16 protein-coding genes and 2 riboswitches are annotated in these 17,232 nt (G+C 68.7%); of the genes, 6 read left to right on the top strand and 10 right to left on the bottom strand.

Going from position 1 to position 17,232, the window contains the following annotated elements; genetic code table 11:
- Positions 1-104: 104 nt before the first annotated feature.
- Complete coding sequence (locus ACWDAG_RS45750; protein WP_450701530.1) at positions 105-1,328, top strand: alpha/beta hydrolase; 1,224 nt, start codon at positions 105-107, stop codon at positions 1,326-1,328.
- On the opposite strand, the gene ACWDAG_RS45745 is transcribed toward ACWDAG_RS45750, so the two are convergent.
- On the bottom strand, positions 1,237-1,893 hold the full coding sequence (locus tag ACWDAG_RS45745) for a trimeric intracellular cation channel family protein (protein ID WP_450701513.1): 657 nt from the start codon (positions 1,891-1,893) through the stop codon (positions 1,237-1,239). The genes ACWDAG_RS45750 and ACWDAG_RS45745 overlap by 92 nt on opposite strands.
- Before the next feature lie 32 nt (positions 1,894-1,925).
- The gene (locus ACWDAG_RS45740; protein ID WP_450701512.1) at positions 1,926-3,317 is read right to left on the bottom strand and encodes a M1 family metallopeptidase; all 1,392 of its coding nucleotides are present in this window, start codon (positions 3,315-3,317) and stop codon (positions 1,926-1,928) included.
- Positions 3,318-3,516: 199 nt separating this feature from the next.
- Between ACWDAG_RS45740 and ACWDAG_RS45735 the strand changes: the two genes are divergently transcribed.
- Entirely contained in the window at positions 3,517-3,720 is a 204-nt protein-coding gene (locus ACWDAG_RS45735) for a hypothetical protein (RefSeq protein ID WP_450701511.1), read from the top strand.
- 80 nt (positions 3,721-3,800) lie between these two features.
- Here the strand turns inward: ACWDAG_RS45735 and ACWDAG_RS45730 are convergent, their stop codons facing one another.
- The 8 genes from ACWDAG_RS45730 to ACWDAG_RS45695 form a co-directional block, all read right to left on the bottom strand.
- Positions 3,801-5,057, bottom strand: coding sequence for an ABC transporter ATP-binding protein (locus tag ACWDAG_RS45730; protein WP_450701510.1), 1,257 nt, complete (start codon positions 5,055-5,057; stop codon positions 3,801-3,803).
- Positions 5,058-5,080: 23 nt separating this feature from the next.
- Positions 5,081-6,178, bottom strand: a complete 1,098-nt coding sequence (locus ACWDAG_RS45725) for an ABC transporter ATP-binding protein (RefSeq protein ID WP_450701509.1) — start codon at positions 6,176-6,178, stop codon at positions 5,081-5,083.
- Positions 6,175-7,173, bottom strand: coding sequence for an ABC transporter permease (locus ACWDAG_RS45720; RefSeq protein ID WP_450701508.1), 999 nt, complete (start codon positions 7,171-7,173; stop codon positions 6,175-6,177). The genes ACWDAG_RS45725 and ACWDAG_RS45720 overlap by 4 nt, the downstream gene beginning before the upstream one ends.
- A 110-nt stretch (positions 7,174-7,283) precedes the next feature.
- Entirely contained in the window at positions 7,284-9,074 is a 1,791-nt protein-coding gene (locus ACWDAG_RS45715) for an ABC transporter substrate-binding protein (protein WP_450701507.1), read from the bottom strand.
- A gap of 70 nt (positions 9,075-9,144) precedes the next feature.
- Positions 9,145-10,152, bottom strand: a complete 1,008-nt coding sequence (locus ACWDAG_RS45710) for an ABC transporter permease (protein WP_450701506.1) — start codon at positions 10,150-10,152, stop codon at positions 9,145-9,147.
- Positions 10,153-10,461: 309 nt separating this feature from the next.
- Positions 10,462-11,256, bottom strand: coding sequence for an enhanced serine sensitivity protein SseB C-terminal domain-containing protein (locus tag ACWDAG_RS45705; protein ID WP_450701505.1), 795 nt, complete (start codon positions 11,254-11,256; stop codon positions 10,462-10,464).
- Between the two features lie 92 nt (positions 11,257-11,348).
- Complete coding sequence (locus ACWDAG_RS45700) at positions 11,349-12,143, bottom strand: enhanced serine sensitivity protein SseB (protein ID WP_450701504.1); 795 nt, start codon at positions 12,141-12,143, stop codon at positions 11,349-11,351.
- 82 nt (positions 12,144-12,225) lie between these two features.
- Entirely contained in the window at positions 12,226-12,906 is a 681-nt protein-coding gene (locus ACWDAG_RS45695; protein ID WP_450701529.1) for an AAA family ATPase, read from the bottom strand.
- 198 nt (positions 12,907-13,104) lie between these two features.
- A riboswitch (glycine riboswitch) is annotated at positions 13,105-13,203 on the top strand.
- Positions 13,204-13,311, top strand: a riboswitch (glycine riboswitch).
- Positions 13,312-13,355: 44 nt separating this feature from the next.
- Between ACWDAG_RS45695 and gcvT the strand changes: the two genes are divergently transcribed.
- The 4 genes from gcvT to ACWDAG_RS45675 form a co-directional block, all read left to right on the top strand.
- Positions 13,356-14,474 carry a glycine cleavage system aminomethyltransferase GcvT gene (gcvT, locus tag ACWDAG_RS45690; RefSeq protein WP_450701503.1) on the top strand — a complete coding sequence of 373 codons (1,119 nt, stop codon included), beginning with the start codon at positions 13,356-13,358 and terminating at the stop codon, positions 14,472-14,474.
- Between the two features lie 129 nt (positions 14,475-14,603).
- Positions 14,604-14,981, top strand: coding sequence for a glycine cleavage system protein GcvH (gene gcvH, locus ACWDAG_RS45685; protein WP_450701502.1), 378 nt, complete (start codon positions 14,604-14,606; stop codon positions 14,979-14,981).
- A gap of 14 nt (positions 14,982-14,995) precedes the next feature.
- A complete protein-coding gene (gene glyA, locus ACWDAG_RS45680) occupies positions 14,996-16,261 on the top strand; it encodes a serine hydroxymethyltransferase (protein WP_450701501.1) in 1,266 nt (421 codons plus the stop codon).
- Between the two features lie 83 nt (positions 16,262-16,344).
- Positions 16,345-17,232 (top strand): L-serine ammonia-lyase (locus ACWDAG_RS45675; protein WP_450701500.1); only part of this gene is annotated, 888 nt, incomplete at its 3' end.

Raw genomic sequence — 17,232 nt, 5'->3', positions numbered from 1 at the left:
GCGTTCCGGTCGCCCCCACCCTCCCGGGTGAGGTTCCGGCAATTTCTTGGTAAGTGTCCGCACTCGTCCTCAACCCGGAGCACCGTCTGCCCCTCTATGGGGACATGAGCCTCACCGGGACTCCGTTCCTCTACACACTGATCGTGCTTTTCACGATCGCCCTGATACTGCCGCTCGCCCTGTGGACGCGGATGCGCGGGCCCAAGGCCCTGCGCGCTGCCGCCCGGATGCTGATGCTGCTGTTCGCCCAGGGGACGGCGGTCGCGCTGGTCTTCGTACTCGTCAACAACTCCAACAACCTCTACGACAACTGGGACGACCTGCTCGGCACGGGCAACCATGTGCAGCAGGCGGCCAACCTGGGTGCCGACGGCACCGGCGGAATAGCGCTGAAACGGTTGCCCAAGGTCAAGCAGGACTTCACCCCGGCCACCGGACCGGGGATGCGCGGCGTACGCGAGACCCAGCTCAAGGGCCGTGTCTCCGGTGTGAACGCCGAGGTCTACGTGTGGCTGCCGCCGCAGTACGACGAGCCCCGGTACCGCAACCACAAGTTCGCCGTGGTCGAACTGCTCCCCGGTTACCCGGGTTCGGCGAAGGCCTGGTTCGGGTCGATGAAGGTGACCCAGCAGCTGGCCCCGCTGATGCGGAGCGGCCAGGTCGCGCCGTTCATCCTGGTCGCGCCGCGCACCAACCTGCTGGCCGGCGTGGACACCGGCTGCGCCAACATCCCGGGCCAGGTCAACGCCGACAGCTGGCTCAGCATCGACGTACCGAAGATGGTCACGGACAACTTCCGCGCCCAGCCGGGCCCCAAGGGCTGGGCGACCGCCGGGTATTCGGCCGGTGGGCACTGCGCGGCCAAGCTGGCCATAGCGCACCCGGACCGCTACATGGCCGCGATCAGCATGTCCGGCTACAACGACCCGATCGGCGAACGCAACTCGCTCGCCGCGCAGAACCCGACGGTCAGGGCCCAGAACAACCCCTACCTGCTGCTGAAGAAGTCACCCACCCCGCCGCGGATCGCGCTCTACGTCTCCGGCCAGCCGCACGACGGCTACGAGGCCGGCATCGGCCTCGAACAGGCCGCGAAGGCACCGACGACCGTGCATGTCGTCTTCCTCCCGAAGAGCGCGGGCGGCCACACCATGGCGCTGTGGCGGCCCCAGGTGGTCCCGTCGTTCCGCTGGCTCTCCGTGGAGATGGGCCAGCACCACGGGCGGGCCCGGAACACTACTCCTCACGCACCGTCGACCGACGGTTCCACGCACGCGGAGCTCGCCAGTGGTACTTCATCGCAAGCAGGCGCAACACGAAGGCGGTGACGACCGCGAGCCCGCTGGTGAACGGCGTCAGGGCGTCGTAGCGGAGGCACAGGACGGCCATGGTGGAGCCGACGATCGCTGGGACCGCGTACAGATCGCGGTCCCAGCGCAGCAGTGACGGCACCTCGTTGGCCAGGACGTCCCTGAGCACACCGCCCCCGACCGCGGTGGCGAGGCCGAGGGTCGCCGACTGGGTGAGGCCGAGCCCGTACTCGTACGCCTTGATCGTTCCAGCGACGCAGAACAGGCCGAGACCGGCCGCGTCGAAGACGTTGACGGCGACCTGGATGCGCTCGACGTGCGGGTGCAGGAAGACCACCATGAGGGCGGCGAGGAGCGGGGTGAGGAAGTAGCCCAGGTCCGTGAACGCGGCCGGGGGCACCGCCCCGATGATCAGGTCTCGGAACAGCCCTCCGCCCAGCGCGGTGACCTCGGCGAGCACGGCGATGCCGAAGACGTCGAAGTTCTTGCGGACGGCCAGCAGCGCGCCGGAGATGGCGAACACGAAGATGCCGACGAGGTCGAGCGTGTGCTGGACGGAGGGGCTGAACAGTTGCTGGAGCACCCCACATTCTTACTCGGGGGTCCGCACGGTCCTCACAGGGCCGGTTTGCCGGTGGTGTAGATCCACTTCTGGAACAGGTCGTCGAGGTTCTGCCCGGAGATCTTCTCGGCGAGCTTGATGAACTCCCCCGTGTTCGCGTTGCCGTAGCGGTGGATCCTCGTCCAGGTCGGCAGCAGCTCGAAGAACGCCTTGTCGCCGATGCGTTCGCGCAGCGCCTGGAGCGTCATGGCCCCGCGCTGGTAGACCGCGGAGGCGAACATGGTGTCGCGCTGCGGGTCGGCGACGGTGATCTGCCAGAAGGGGTTGTCGGCGGCGCGGCCGTTGTAGGCGGCCAGGAACGAGTCGTGGGCGCTGCGGGTGCCCTGGTGCTCGGCCCACAGCCACTGGGCGTAGGTGGCGAAGCCCTCGTTGAGCCAGATGTCCTTCCAGCGCTCGACCGAGACCGAGTCGCCGAACCACTGGTGGGCGAGCTCGTGCACGATCGTCGTCTCGTTGCGCACGGCCGAGTACGCCGGCTTGCTCTGCACCTCCAGCGAGAACCCGGCCTCGGGCATGTCGTCGACGATCGCGCCGGTCTCCTCGAAGGGGTACGGCCCGAAGACCTGCGACCAGTAGTCGGTGGCCGCCGCGGTGACGGCGTACACGTCGACGTTGTTGCTGTTCGCGAGCACCGGGTCGATGGCGACGTAGATCGGGATCCCGGAAGGGGTGGTGCCCGTCTTGACGTCGAACTTCCCGATGGTGGCGGTCGCGAGGTAGGTCGCCATGGGCTTGGACTCGCGCCAGTGGGTGTAGGTCGAGTCGCCCTTGTCGTACGTCGAGACGAGGCGGCCGTTGGAGACGCCGGTCAGACCCTTGGGCGCCTTGATACGGATGTCGTACGTGGCCTTGTCGTCCGGGTGGTCGCTGGACGGGAACCAAGTGGAGGCGGCGTTGGGTTCGCAGGCGACGAAGACGCCGTCGGCGGTCTTCATCCACCCGTACTTGGAGCCGAAGACGATCGGGCCGCTGAGGGGTTCGGGGACACCGCCGTAGGTGACGGTGACCGTGAAGGTGTGTCCCTTGGGGAGCACCCCCTTCGGCGTGATGTGCAGTTCGTCGCCGTCCCGGCTGAACTCGGCGCGTCTGCCGTTCACTTCGACCCGGGTGACCTCCAGCTTCTGCAGGTCCAGGTCGAAGGAGGAGAGGGTCTGGGTGGCGCGGGCGGTGAGCGTCGTACGGCCGTCGAGGCGGTCGGTGTCCGGGTTGTACGCCACGTCGAGGGCGTAGTGGCGGGCGTCGAAGCCGCCGTTGCCGAGGTTCGGGAAGTAGCTGTCGCCGATGCCTGGAGCGCCCGGGGTGGGGGCGGAGGAAGCGGCGATGACAAGGAAGGAGGCCGCCGCGGTCGCGACGGCCCCTAAGCGTGCCGAACGGGAGAGTGCCATGAGTAGCCCCTACGGTGCGTAGTCCGATCAGACGGATACGCCCGACTCTGCACTCTCCCACCCAGGCATGTACATGACTTTACCAAGTTGTCATGCACTACCGGGCAGTTGACTCCTGTCCGAGCCCGACGCGCCATCACCGCATTGCGGTTGGCCGGTTTTTTCGAGAGTCCGTCGAAGCGGGAGCCGGACCCCTTGAATGGGGAAATTCCATGCGCAAGAGAGCACTGCCGGCTGCGCTCCTGACGGCCGCGTCCGCGCCGGTCGTGGCCGGGGCGGCGCCGGCATCGGCCAGGCCGAGGCAGTGCCCGGTCTCAACATCGGCTCCCACAAGTACGGGAACCTGCAGTACGGCTCCAACGACTACAAGGTCGGCCGGCATTACTGGGAGACGAATTCCTGACCTGAAAAGGCGCGCCGACATACGAACGCCCCGGCAGTCCGAACGGACTGCCGGGGCGTTTCGCCCTGACGGATTTCGGTTTACTTGTCGCCGCCGGTTTCCGCATTCCCGGACTCGGCAGCGGGCTCCGTCTCCGCGGACTCCTCCGCTTCCGCGTCCGTGTCCGCTTCGGCCTCGGTCTCGGCGACCTCCGCCGCCACCGCCGCCGACGTCTCCGCCGACTCCGCGAGCACCTCGTCCGCGACCAGCTCGGCCGCCTCCTTGGCGACCGTCAGCAGGACGGTGTCCTGCGGGGCCTGGTCCTCGAAGTTCTCCGGGTGGTGGCAGGCGACCTGCTGGCCGGGCTTGAGCTCCACGAGCTTCGGCTCGGTCGTCTTGCAGATCTGTGTCGCCTTCCAGCACCGCGTGTGGAAACGGCAGCCGCTCGGCGGGGAGATCGGCGAGGGCACGTCTCCCTTGAGCAGGATGCGCTCGCTCTTGGCGTTCTTGCGCCGCGGGTCCGGGATCGGCACCGCGGACATCAGCGCCTTGGTGTACGGGTGCATCGGCGCCCGGTACAGCGAATCACGGTCGGCCAGCTCCACGATCTTGCCGAGGTACATCACCGCGATCCGGTCCGAGACGTGCCGGACGACGGAGAGGTCGTGCGCGATGATCACATACGTCAGGCCCAGCTCCTGCTGGAGGTCGTCGAGCAGGTTGACGACCTGCGCCTGGATCGACACGTCCAGCGCGGAGACCGGCTCGTCCGCCACGACCAGCTTCGGGTTCAGGGCGAGCGCGCGGGCGATGCCGATGCGCTGGCGCTGACCGCCGGAGAACTCGTGCGGATAGCGGTTGTAGTGCTCGGGGTTGAGACCGACCACCGACAGCAGCCGCTGGACCTCCTTCTTGATGCCGCCCTCGGGCTCGACACCCTGCAGCTTGAAGGGGGCGCCGACGATCGTGCCGATGGTGTGGCGCGGGTTCAGCGAGGAGTACGGGTCCTGGAAGATCATCTGCACGTCGCGGCGCAGCGGACGCATGCCGCTCACCCCGAGGTGCGTGATGTCCTTGCCCTCGAACTCGACCGTGCCGCCGGTCGGTTCGAGCAGCCGGGTGATCAGCCGGCCCATCGTCGACTTGCCGCAGCCGGACTCGCCCACGACGCCGAGGGTCTCGCCGGCCTTGACCTCGAAGTCGATGCCGTCGACCGCGTGCACGGCGCCGACCTGCCGCTGGAGCAGGCCCTTCTTGATCGGGAAGTGCTTCTGGAGCCCGGTCACCTTCAGCAGGGTCTCGCCGGGGGCGGCGTCCTTGGTGAGGGTGGCGCCGTCGCTCTGCGCGGGAAGGGTCACGGCTGTGTCCTTAGGGGTCTCGCTCACAGCTTCGGCGCAATCTCTTCGGTCCAGATACGCTCCCGCTGCTCCTGCGTCATGTGGCAGGCGGCCCAGTGCTGGCTGCCGACCTCGGTCAGCTCGGGGCGGACCGTGCGGGTGACGTTGTCCTTGGGGATGTCGGCGTACGGGCAGCGCGGGTTGAAGGCGCAGCCGGACGGGACGTTGATCAGGGAGGGCGGGGAGCCCTTGACCGGGATCAGGCGCTCCTGCTGCTCGCGGTCCAGGCGCGGCATCGAGCCGAGCAGGCCCCAGGTGTAGGGGTGGCGTGGCTCGTAGAACACCTTCTCCGCCGGACCGCGCTCGACGCAGCGGCCGCCGTACATCACCAGGATGTCGTCGGCGAGCTCGGCGACGACGCCCAGGTCGTGGGTGATGACGACGACCGCGGAGCCGAACTCCTTCTGCAGATCCCGGATCAGGTCGAGGATCTGCGCCTGGACGGTCACGTCCAGGGCGGTCGTCGGCTCGTCCGCGATGAGCAGCTCGGGGTTGTTGACCAGCGACATCGCGATCATCGCGCGCTGGCGCATACCGCCGGAGAACTCGTGCGGGTAGCTGTCCACCCGCTTGTCCGGCTGCGGGATGCCCACCCGGTCGAGCATCTCGACCGCGCGCTTCTTCGCGGTCTTCTTGTCGACGTCGTGGTGGATGCGGTACGCCTCCACGATCTGATGGCCGATCGTGTAGTACGGGTGCAGCGCGGACAGCGGATCCTGGAAGATCATCGCCATCTGGCGGCCACGCAGCTTGCGCACCTCGTCCGGGTCGGCGCTGAGCAGCTCGGTGCCGTCCAGCCAGATCTCACCGGAGATCTGCGCCTTGCGCTTGCCGTACTGTCCGGCCGTGTGCAGACCCATGATGCCGAGCGAGGTCACCGACTTGCCGGAGCCCGACTCGCCCACGATGCCGAGGGTCTTGCCCTTCTCCAGCTTGAAGGAGAGCCCGTCGACGGACTTGACCAGGCCGTCGTCGGTCGGGAAGTGCACCTTCAGGTCGCGCACTTCCAGGAAGGAGGTCGGGGCGGGCGAGGTGCTCGTGGGCTCGCCCACGGCCGCTCCGCTCTTGCTCAGTTCCGTCATGCGAGCCTCACTCGGGGGTCGATCACGGCGTACAGGACGTCCACCACGAGGTTGGCGATCAGCACCGCGAGAGAAGTGATCAGGGTGACGCCCAGAATGATGGGCAGGTCCTGGTTCTTGATGGCGGTCAGCACCGCCTGGCCGAGGCCCGGCAGGCTGAACGTCGTCTCGGTCAGGATCGCGCCGCCGATGAGGGCGCCGAGGTCCATGCCGAGCATGGTCAGGATGGGCGTCATCGTGGAGCGCATGGCGTGCTTGCCGATGACGACCTGTTCCTTGAGGCCCTTCGCGCGAGCCGTGCGGATGTAGTCCTCACCGAGGATCTCCAGCATGTTGGCGCGGGTGATCCGGGCGTACATCGCCGCGTAGAGGAACGCGAGGGTGATCCACGGCAGGAGCATGCTCTCGAACCAGCGGGCGGGGTCCTGGCTGAAGGGCACGTACTGAGCGTCGATCCAGTGCAGCCCGATGTCGAAGATCGCGACACTGAGCAGACCGGTGAAGTAGATGGGGAGGGAGACACCGCTGAGCGCGACGACCATCGCGCTGCGGTCCCACATGCTGCCCCGCTTCAGTGCGGCCAGCACACCCGCCGCGATACCGAAGACCAGCCACAGTACGGCGGCACCGAGCGCGAGACCCAGGGTCACCGGGAAGCGGTCGGTCAGCACCGGCCAGACGGCCTGCTCGCTGCGGAAGGAGTAGCCGAAGCACGGGGCCGAGCAGTGGGTGATGTCGCCGCCGGCCGCGTAGGTGCGGCCCACGAAGATGCCCTTGAAGAAGTGCCAGACCTGAATGAAGATCGGGTCGCTCAGACCCAGCTTCGTCCGCACCGCTTCCACCGCCGCGGGGTCGGCCTGCTTGCCCACGAAGCTCGTGGCGATGTCCACGCCCGCCCACTTGGGGACGAGGAAGAAGATGCTGAAGACCACCAGGATGATGACCACCAGCATCACTGCGGCGGCGAAGAGCCGCCTGAGGAGGTAAGCGAGCACAGCTAACGGCCCGCCGCGGGGCCGCGGGCCGCCGGAGGTCATCCGGGGCCCGCGGTCCCGCCGCGCCGGCCTTCACCTGCCTTTCGTGCCGTACGGCGGGTGTGCCGGGATTACTTCGAGGACTTCAGACCGATGTTGACGAAGTCGTAGTAGCCGCTGTACGCGTTCGTCGTGTACACGTTGCCGATCCGCGAGGAGCGCCAGTTCAGGAGCCGCTCGAAGGTGAAGGGCAGGTAGTACGCGCCGTCGCTCACCTTGTGGTTGATCTCCGTGGCGATCTGCGTCTTCTTCGCGTCGTTCAGTTCGGCGTTGTACTGGTCGAACAGACCGTCGATCGTCTTGTCCTTGATCAGAGCGTAGTTGTTGTTGCCGCTCTGCAGGATGTAGTGGCTGCTCCACAGCGGGATGCCGTAGCCCTGGACGGTCGGGAAGTCCGGGCCCCAGCCCATGATGATGATGCCGAGCTTCTTCTTGGCCACGTTCGACGGGGAGCCGATGATGCCGGCGCTCTGCGAGCCGTCGTACTGGTAGATGTCGGCCTGGATGCCGACCTTCTTCAGCGCCGCCTGCAGGGACGTGGCCGTGGCCACCTCCTGCGACTTGTTGTTGCGGACGGCGATGGTGGTCTTGAAGCCGTTCGGCTGACCGCAGGCCTTCAGCGCCTGCTTGGCCAGGTCGTCGTTGCCGGTCTTGTTGGCACCGGCGATCTTGTACGGGTCGTACTTCTGGCCCTCGCCACCGGGGATCGACGGCGGGAGCATGTTGGTGCCGATGTCACCACCGGCGATCGGGCCACCGCGGGCGGTCTGCAGCGACACGTGGTCGGCGGCGTAGATGACGGCCTTGCGGCAGTCGATGTTGTCGAACGGCTTGACGCTCTGCGGGAAGACCGCGTAGCGGATGAAGCCGGACACCGGGTTGTCCAGGTTGTCCTTGTGCTGCTTCAGGGCGATGGTGCGGCCCTGCGGGCCGAGGCCCGTCTGGCTGGCGTCGATGTCGTAGTCGCCGTTGATCAGGCGCTGGTCCATGTCGCTCTGGTTGGTGGAGATGTCCAGAGTGATCTTGTCCGGGTACGCCTTGCGGACCGGGTCCGAGGACGCCTTCCAGTTGGTGTTGCGCACCAGCACCAGCGACTTGCCCGGGGCGTACGACTGGAACTTGTACGGGCCGGAGGAGAACGGCTTCAGGCCGTACTTGGACTTGGTGTCCATGTCCTGGCGGACCGGCGAGGCCGTGACCATCGCCAGGACCTGCTTGAAGTCCGAGTTCGGCGTGGGCAGGTGGAAGACGATCGTCTTGGCGTCGGGCGTGTCGATCGCCTTCAGGCCGAGCTTGTCCTTCGAGGTGTCCTTGTACGGACCCTTGTAGGTGCCCTTGGGGTCGAGCATCTGCTGCAGGTAGATCGGGCCGCCGGACAGGACGTCCTGCGCCCAGACGCGCTCGATGCCGTACTTGATGTCCTGGGAGGTGATCGGCTTGCCGTCCTCCCACGTGATCCCGTCACGCAGGTGGAAGGTGTAGGTCTTGCCGTCGGTCGAGACCTGGCCCTCGTCCGTGGCGAGGTCGGGGGTGACCTCGGCGCCCTTGGCGCCCGGCTCGGTCTTGTAGGTGAGCAGCTGACGGCTGTAGTAGCGCGCGAAGTCCCACATGAAGCCGTAGTAACCACGCGTGGTGTCCCACGAGTCGGCGTCCTGCGCAGTGACGAACTTCAGCGTGCCGCCCTTCTTGACCTGATCGGCCTGGGCAACCTTGTTGTTCGCCGCGTCGAAGCCGGCCGCACCCGTCTTCGAACCGCCGCTGTCGCTGCCGCCGCCGCACGCCGCCATGGTCAGCATGCCGGCGACCGCGGCAGCAGCGGCCAACGCCTGCTTACGCCGCCCTGAGGTGCGTTGGGTAGTCACGATCTCGGATCCTCCGGTTTTGATGAGAGACCCCGTGGGAGTGCTCACGGGACGCTTGGGGTACGGCAGTTCAGCGCGATCCCTTCGGGTCCAGCGCGTCCCGCACGCCGTCGCCGAAGAGGTTGAAGGCCAGAACAGTGATGAAGATCGCCACGCCGGGGACGACCATGTACATGGGGTCCGAGTCGTAGTAGTCGATCGCAGTCGAGAGCATCTGCCCCCAGGAGGACGTGGGGGGCTTGACGCCCACGCCCAGGAAGCTGAGTGCCGCCTCGGTGAGGATGTTGGTGGGGATCATCATCGTCGTGTAGACGATGATCGGGGCGACGAGGTTGGGCAGCAGTTCCTTGAACAGGATGTAGAACCGCCCGGCACCCAGCGATCGGGCCGCCTCGACGTACTCGCGCTCGCGCAGCGAGAGGGTCTGGCCGCGCACCACGCGTCCGATGTAGGGCCAGCCGAAGAAGCCGATGACCAGGATCATCACGAACACGCGCACGCTGGAGCCGCTCAGGCCGAGCATCTCGTTCGGCATGACGGAGACCAGCGCGATGATGAAGAGCAGCTGCGGGAAGGCCAGCAGGCCGTCCATGACGCGGCTGATGACCGAGTCGACCCAGCCGCCGAAGAAGCCGGCCAGGATGCCGAGGATCGTGCCGAGCACCACGGCGACGATCGCGGACAGGAAGCCGACCAGGAGCGAGATCCGGGCGCCGTAGAGGATGCGCGCGAAGATGTCGCGGCCGTTGACCGGCTCGACGCCCAGCCAGTGATCGCCGCTGATGCCGCCCAGCGACCCCTTGGGGGTGCTGAACAGCGGGTCGATCAGGCTCTCGTGGTAGGCGTCGGGGTCCTGCCCGTAGAGGCCGGTGATCACCGGAGCGAGCAGCGCCAACACGACGAGTACGAGCACGACGATGCCGCCTGTGAGGGCGAGCTTGTCCCTCTTCAGGCGCTCCCAGGCGATCCGGCCCAGGGAACGCCCCTGTACGGCCTTGTCGCCGGCGCTGGCGACCGCCGCTTCTTCGGCCGCGCTCGGGGCCGCTTCTGCGGTCGGCTCGTGCAATGGTGCCGTCATCTGGCAGGGACCCCTCTCAACCGGCGGTAGCCGGCCCGCACTTTGCCGCGGTGGCGGCGTGATCAGTCCGTCGTACACGGGGGCGAACCCCTCTGGAGCGGGAGTCTTCAACGCTTTGGCGATCTGTTGCCAGACTTGGCGGTGAAAGGATGCGTAAACGTGATGCGGGCTGGAGGGTTCCGTTATCCGGACAGCGGGTAACGGCGGCCGGACGGGGATCATTTTGAACATTCCGCCCGGAACTGGATCTTCCGGCCCTATCTACGCGCGCAGACCGACTCCCGGCCCGGTACGAACCGGGCCTTCGTCTCAGTATCCGCCATGCGCCGGGGGGTAGCCGTACCCGGCCCCCGGGGCCTGGGCCGGAGCGGCCGCGTGAGCCTCGCGGTCGTAGAAGGGACGGGCGCTCGCGCGCATCCACAGCGCGACGGGGTCGTACTCGTCCGACATCGCCACCGTCGACACCGGCAGCCCGTCCGGGACGGCACCGATGGACTGCTGCATCATCGCCCGCACCGAGTCCACCGCGGGCGGGCTGGTGTCGTACACGTCCAGGCCGATGGCGAGGTACGGCGCCCCGAGCGCCGGCTGCACCCAGGCGCGGCGCAGCGAGCGGACGGCCGGGGTGCGGTGGGCGTTCTGTGCGAGCAGGGCGTAGAACTGCGGGATCTCGATCGCGGGCTCCGACATCCGCAGCGGGCCGGCGGCCTGGCGCTCCAGACCGGTGGCGATACGGCGCAGATCCAGCCAGGGGATGCCCACGCCGCCGCCCGGGGCGTGCGGATTGAGCCAGAGGCCGAAGTGGTCCGGGTAGAGGGTCCGGGCGACGTCCAGGCCGTCGACCACCTCGTACGATCTGTTCCAGCCGCTGGCGCTCAGCTCCTGCGCGGAGGTGACGCACGGGGCGTAGCCGTAGCCGTCGACCTCCATGTTTCCGTACTGGGCGTCCGGGGAGCCCGCCTGGCCGTGCCACAGGAGCATCCAGACCTGGCCGGAGCCGGGGGTCGCGAGTGCGCGGAGGAGTGCCTCATAGGCGTCGTAGCGCCCTGGCGTCACCTGGCGCAGCATGTTCTCGACCGTCCCGGTCGTGGTGCTGGCGCTCACGTGTGTGCCCCTTCTGGTGGTTGCCCCGCGTATGCCAACAGCTTAAGCGCCCGGGAGCTCGGGATTCGGTGGTCCGTTCCCCCTGGCAGCACTTACAGGTGATCCCTCGTATAGAAGGGCCGCACCTGTTCGCGCATCCACATCGCCACCGGGTCGTCCGTCACGTCCAGGAGGACCAGGTTGACCGGCCACTGGGTGGGGATCCTGGTGATGGCGCGGCTCAGGGCCTCCAGAGGGAGCGCTCTGATGTCACCCTCCCGCTGGGAGAGTTCGACGCCCACGAACATCACCGGGTCCGCCGTCTCGATGGCGGCGAGGCAGCGGCGGGCCGTGACGACCACGCCGGTTTCCGCGAACTCGGCGGACGCCGCGGCGAGGAAGTCGATCGGGTCGTCCTGCCAGTCCGGCTCGTAGAGCTTGACCCGGCCGCCGGAGGCGGGGCCGTCCAGCGGCGTGCGGCCCACGCGGCAGAGTTCGGCGACGGCGGGCGGCGGGAGCGGGATGCCGACCACACCGTCCGGGTTCACGGCGAGGCCGACCTGCGGGGGCAGTCCGCGGGCGAACTCGACGGCCGGGGTGACCGTGTACGACATGTGGTTGCCGACGACCTGACGGAACTGCTCCTCGGAGCTGAAGACCGGGACGTACGCCTGGCCGTCGATCTCCAGCGTGGGCACGTCGAGGGGGCCACTGTGCGGGCCGCCGCCGTTCGGCAGCGGCACCCAGAGGAAGCTGCGGCCGAGCACCTCCAGGATCCGGCCGCCCGCCGAGGGTATGCCGAGGGAGGCCGACAGCACCTCCTCCAGCTCGTTGCCGGGCCATCCGCCGTGCGGATGGGGGTGCGCCTGCATGGGAAAGTCCGCGGGAAGATCCGCTGGGAAGTCCATCTGTGTCCGACCGCCTGCTCAGAACCACTGCTGTGGCTGGAAAGGCTAGCGGGTGGCACGGACAAAGGGGTTGGTCCGTGCGTCAGCCCGCGAAATCGATCCTGCGCAGGACATCCGCCGCGTCCCGGTCCAGCAGCACCGCCGAGCCGACGCCCTCGGGCAGGTCGCCCCGCTCGACCGCGCGGATCAGCCGGGCCGCCGCCGTGCGGTGGCGCAGGAAGGCGTAGCGCGAGACGCCGCGGCCGCGCTCTCGCTGGCCCTCCAGGGCGGTGCCCGGCGTGACGTCGAGCAGCAGCAGATGCAGGGTGCCGCCGCGGCGGCGGGCCTCGCGCACCAGCCAGCCGCGCACCCAGGCCTGCGTACCGCAGTCGTGCACGACGGCCCCTGCGCCGCTGCGCAGGGCGCGGCGCAGTCCGGCGTAGTGGGCGAGGCGGACGAGGGGACGGTAGAGCGCGTAGGGCAGGAAGCGGGGCGTGCGGGCCTCCCAGCGGTCGCGGGCGTCCTGGGAGTCGATGCGGAGGCCGCGGACCGCGCGCTCCATCAGCGTGGACTTGCCGCTGCCGGGCAGGCCGGTGACCACCACGAGGTCACGGGGGCCGAAGAGCAGGGCGTGCGGGCTGTGCCCCGAGCGGTCGCGCAGATCGCGGACCACGGGTGCGGGTACGGGGCGGGCACCGCACACATCCCTGGCCGGGGCCGCGGGCTGCTTGGGCAGCGCGACGGCCGAGGTCGTGGCGTACACCGTGGTCCTGTTCACCGTGATCGTCCTTCCTGCGGGGTCAGGAAAGCTTCTCCCCACTGTTTGTAAAGGGAAGGTAATGCACGGCGTCTCGCGGTTGTGTTCGGTTCCGGCCACAGGCCAGTTACAAAAAGTGAGGTGCCGAACGAGGCGCCGGATGTGGCCCTGCCGCACGCGGACGAGGCGTGCAATGATGTGCGCGCCAACTGCATACCGGCCGTTTGAATCCGCGCGGGAGAGTCCCGGCAGCAGAGTCTGCTGGGCGCCGAAGGAGCAAGTCCCTCCCTTGAATCTCTCAGGCCCCGTTACCGCGCGGGCGAGGCACATCTGAAAAGCGGGCCGCCGTTCCCGGTGGTCCCACCCAAGGTGCAAGCCGTGCCGCATGCGGTCACGGCGAACCTCTCAGGTTCCGATGACAGATGGGGAGGAACGACCTCGCCCGTCATGCATTCCCCTTGGGAGACGACCGTCCGATGAGCAGCAACGCACCCCGTCACACCGCGCTCGATGCCCTGCATCGCTCGCTCGGTGCGACGATGACCGACTTCGCCGGCTGGGACATGCCCCTGCGCTACGGTTCCGAACGCGACGAGCACCTCGCCGTGCGGACGAAGGCCGGGCTCTTCGACCTCTCCCACATGGGCGAGATCACCGTCACCGGCCCGCAGGCAGCCGCCCTGCTCAACTACGCGCTGCTCGGCAACATCGCCTCCGTCGGCGTCGGCCGCGCCCGCTACACCATGATCTGCCGGGCCGACGGCGGCATCCTCGACGACCTGATCGTCTACCGGCTCGGCGAGACCGAGTACATGGTCGTCGCCAACGCCTCCAACGCCCAGGTGGTGCTGGACGCGCTGGTGGAGCGTTCGGCCGGCTTCGACGCCGAGGTGCGCGACGACCGGGACAACTACGCGCTGATCGCCGTGCAGGGCCCCGAGTCCCCCGGCATCCTGAAGTCGCTCACCGACGCCGACCTCGACGGCCTCAAGTACTACGCCGGCCTGCCCGGCACCGTCGCAGGCGTCCCCGCCCTCATCGCCCGCACCGGCTACACCGGCGAGGACGGCTTCGAGCTGTTCGTCGCCCCCGGTGACGCCGAGAAGCTGTGGCAGGCGCTGACCGAGGCGGGCGCGTCCGTCGGGCTGGTGCCCTGCGGGCTGTCCTGCCGGGACACGCTGCGCCTGGAGGCGGGCATGCCGCTGTACGGGCATGAACTGTCCACCTCGCTCACGCCGTTCGACGCCGGGCTCGGCCGGGTGGTGAAGTTCGAGAAGGAGGGCGACTTCGTGGGGCGCGAGGCGCTCCAGGAGGCGGCCGCCAGGGCTGCGGAGAACCCGCCGCGCGTCCTCGTGGGCCTGGTCGCCGAGGGCCGTCGGATCCCGCGCGCCGGGTACGCGGTCGTCGCGGGCGGCGAGGTGATCGGCGAGATCACCTCCGGCGCCCCCTCCCCCACGCTGGGCAAGCCGATCGCGATGGCGTACGTCGACGCGGCACACGCGGCGCCGGGCACCGAGGGAGTCGGCGTGGACATCCGGGGCAGCCACGAGCCGTACGAGGTCGTGGCGCTGCCGTTCTACAAGCGCCAGAAGTAGACACTGACCCAGACTGAGCGAGGGGGCTTTGTCCCCGGACGTGACCCCGCGCACATTTTCGCTGCTCACACGCGTTTTCAGCAGTCCCTCATTCATCAGCAATCCATCGCGTACAGGAGAATTCAGGTCATGAGCAACCCCCAGCAGCTGCGTTACAGCAAGGAGCACGAGTGGCTGTCGGCCGCCGAGGACGGCGTCTCGACGGTCGGCATCACGGAGTTCGCGGCCAACGCGCTCGGCGATGTCGTCTACGCCCAGCTTCCCGAGGTGGGCTCCGCCGTGACCGCGGGCGAGACCTGCGGCGAGCTGGAGTCGACCAAGTCGGTCAGCGACCTGTACTCCCCCGTCACCGGTGAGGTCACCGAGATCAACGAGGACGTGGTGAACGACCCGTCCCTGGTCAACTCGGCCCCCTTCGACGGCGGTTGGCTCTTCAAGGTCCGCGTCACGGAGGAGCCGGCCGACCTGCTCTCCGCCGACGAGTACACCGCCCAGAACGCCGGCTGAGGAGCCGTAGACGCATGTCCGTACTGAACACGCCCCTGCACGAGCTCGACCCGGACATCGCCGCCGCGGTCGACGCCGAGCTGCACCGTCAGCAGTCCACCCTCGAGATGATCGCGAGCGAGAACTTCGCGCCGGCCGCGGTCATGGAGGCGCAGGGCTCGGTGCTGACCAACAAGTACGCCGAGGGATATCCGGGCCGCCGCTACTACGGCGGCTGCGAGCACGTGGATGTCGCCGAGCAGATCGCCATCGACCGGCTCAAGGAGCTGTTCGGCGCCGAGTACGCCAACGTGCAGCCGCACTCCGGCGCCTCCGCCAACCAGGCCGCGCTGTTCGCACTGGCCCAGCCCGGCGACACCATCCTCGGCCTGGACCTCGCGCACGGCGGCCACCTCACCCACGGGATGCGGCTGAACTTCTCCGGCAAGCAGTTCAACGTGGTCGCCTACCACGTGGACGCGGCGACCGGCCTGGTCGACATGGCCGAACTGGAGAAGCTGGCCAAGGAGCACCGCCCCAAGGTGATCATCGCGGGCTGGTCGGCGTACCCGCGGCAGCTGGACTTCGCCGCCTTCCGGCGGATCGCCGACGAGGTCGGCGCCTACCTGTGGGTCGACATGGCGCACTTCGCGGGCCTGGTCGCGGCCGGGCTGCACCCCAACCCGGTCGAGCACGCCGACGTGGTCACCTCCACCACCCACAAGACCCTGGGCGGGCCGCGCGGCGGCATCATCCTGGCCCGCCAGGAGTTCGCCAAGAAGCTCAACTCCTCGGTCTTCCCCGGTTTCCAGGGCGGCCCGCTGGAGCATGTGATCGCGGCCAAGGCGGTGTCCTTCAAGGTCGCCGCGTCCGAGGAGTTCAAGGAGCGCCAGCGCCGCACCGTCGAGGGCGCCCGCATCCTGGCCGAGCGGCTGACCGCCGCGGACGCCCGCGCGGCCGGGGTGAACGTGCTGTCCGGCGGCACCGACGTGCACCTGATCCTGGTCGACCTGCGCGAGAGCGAGCTGGACGGGCAGCAGGCCGAGGACCGCCTCCACGAGGTCGGCATCACCGTCAACCGCAACGCCGTCCCCGACGACCCGCGCCCGCCGATGGTCACCTCCGGCCTGCGCATCGGCACCCCGGCCCTGGCCACCCGCGGCTTCACCGCCGAGGACTTCACCGAGGTCGCCGACGTCATCGCCGAGGCGCTCAAGCCGTCGTACGACACGGAAGCCCTCAAGGCCCGGGTCAAGGCCCTCGCCGACAAGCACCCGCTGTACCCCGGTCTGAACAAGTAGTTCCTTTTTGTGGGGTGTCCTGGACACTCGTAGGTGAGCGGGACACCCCACCCCTTTGTTCCACCCCGTTCTGAGGAGTCACCGTGGCCATCTCGGTCTTCGACCTGTTCTCGATCGGCATCGGCCCGTCCAGCTCCCACACGGTCGGCCCGATGCGCGCGGCACACATGTTCGCGCGACGCCTGCGCAACGAGGAGCTGCTGGGCTCCGTCGCGTCCATACGTTCCGAGCTGTACGGCTCCCTGGGCGCCACCGGCCACGGCCACGGCACCCCCAAGGCGGTGCTGCTCGGCCTGGAGGGCGCCTCGCCGCGCACGGTGGACGTGGAGACGGCGGACGAGAGGGTGGCGGCGATCAGGTCGTCCGGCCGGATCCGGCTCCTCGGCGAGCACGAGATCCCGTTCTCCTTCGACGACGACCTGAAACTGCACCGCCGCAAGGCCCTCCCGTACCACGCGAACGGCATGACCCTGTGGGCGTTCGACGCCTCGGGCGCGGAGCTGCTGTCGAAGACGTACTACTCGGTCGGCGGCGGCTTCGTCGTCGACGAGGACGCGGTCGGCCAGGACCGCATCAAGCTGGACGACACGGTGCTCAAGTACCCCTTCCGGACGGGCGACGAGCTGCTGCGCCTGACGAAGGAGACGGGCCTGTCCATCTCCGCCCTGATGCTGGAGAACGAGCGGGCCTGGCGCACCGAGGACGAGATCCGCTCGGGGCTCCTCGACATCTGGCGGGTCATGCAGGCGTGCGTGTCCCGCGGCATGTCCCGCGAGGGCATCCTGCCCGGCGGTCTGAAGGTGCGGCGCCGGGCCGCGGTCTCCGCCCGCCAACTCCGCGCCGAGGGCGACCCGTTGGCGCACGCCATGGAGTGGATCACGCTCTACGCGATGGCGGTGAACGAGGAGAACGCGGCGGGCGGGCGCGTCGTCACCGCCCCCACGAACGGCGCCGCGGGCATCATCCCGGCC

The sequence above is a fragment of the Streptomyces sp. NPDC001157 genome, assembly GCF_053598255.1.
Note: the sequence above shows the minus strand (reverse complement) of the source record. Positions and strands in the feature narration are given on the sequence as shown.

What these genes read in the sequence shown, in the direction of transcription:
- ACWDAG_RS45750 (WP_450701530.1), top strand. Translation starts at nt 105, where the DNA reads ATGAGCCTCACCGGGACTCCGTTCCTCTACACACTGATCGTGCTTTTC.
- ACWDAG_RS45740 (WP_450701512.1), bottom strand. Translation starts at nt 3,317, where the DNA reads ATGGCACTCTCCCGTTCGGCACGCTTAGGGGCCGTCGCGACCGCGGCG.
- ACWDAG_RS45735 (WP_450701511.1), top strand. Translation starts at nt 3,517, where the DNA reads ATGGGGAAATTCCATGCGCAAGAGAGCACTGCCGGCTGCGCTCCTGAC.
- ACWDAG_RS45725 (WP_450701509.1), bottom strand. Translation starts at nt 6,178, where the DNA reads ATGACGGAACTGAGCAAGAGCGGAGCGGCCGTGGGCGAGCCCACGAGC.
- ACWDAG_RS45710 (WP_450701506.1), bottom strand. Translation starts at nt 10,152, where the DNA reads ATGACGGCACCATTGCACGAGCCGACCGCAGAAGCGGCCCCGAGCGCG.
- ACWDAG_RS45700 (WP_450701504.1), bottom strand. Translation starts at nt 12,143, where the DNA reads ATGGACTTCCCAGCGGATCTTCCCGCGGACTTTCCCATGCAGGCGCAC.
- gcvT (WP_450701503.1), top strand. Translation starts at nt 13,356, where the DNA reads ATGAGCAGCAACGCACCCCGTCACACCGCGCTCGATGCCCTGCATCGC.
- gcvH (WP_450701502.1), top strand. Translation starts at nt 14,604, where the DNA reads ATGAGCAACCCCCAGCAGCTGCGTTACAGCAAGGAGCACGAGTGGCTG.
- glyA (WP_450701501.1), top strand. Translation starts at nt 14,996, where the DNA reads ATGTCCGTACTGAACACGCCCCTGCACGAGCTCGACCCGGACATCGCC.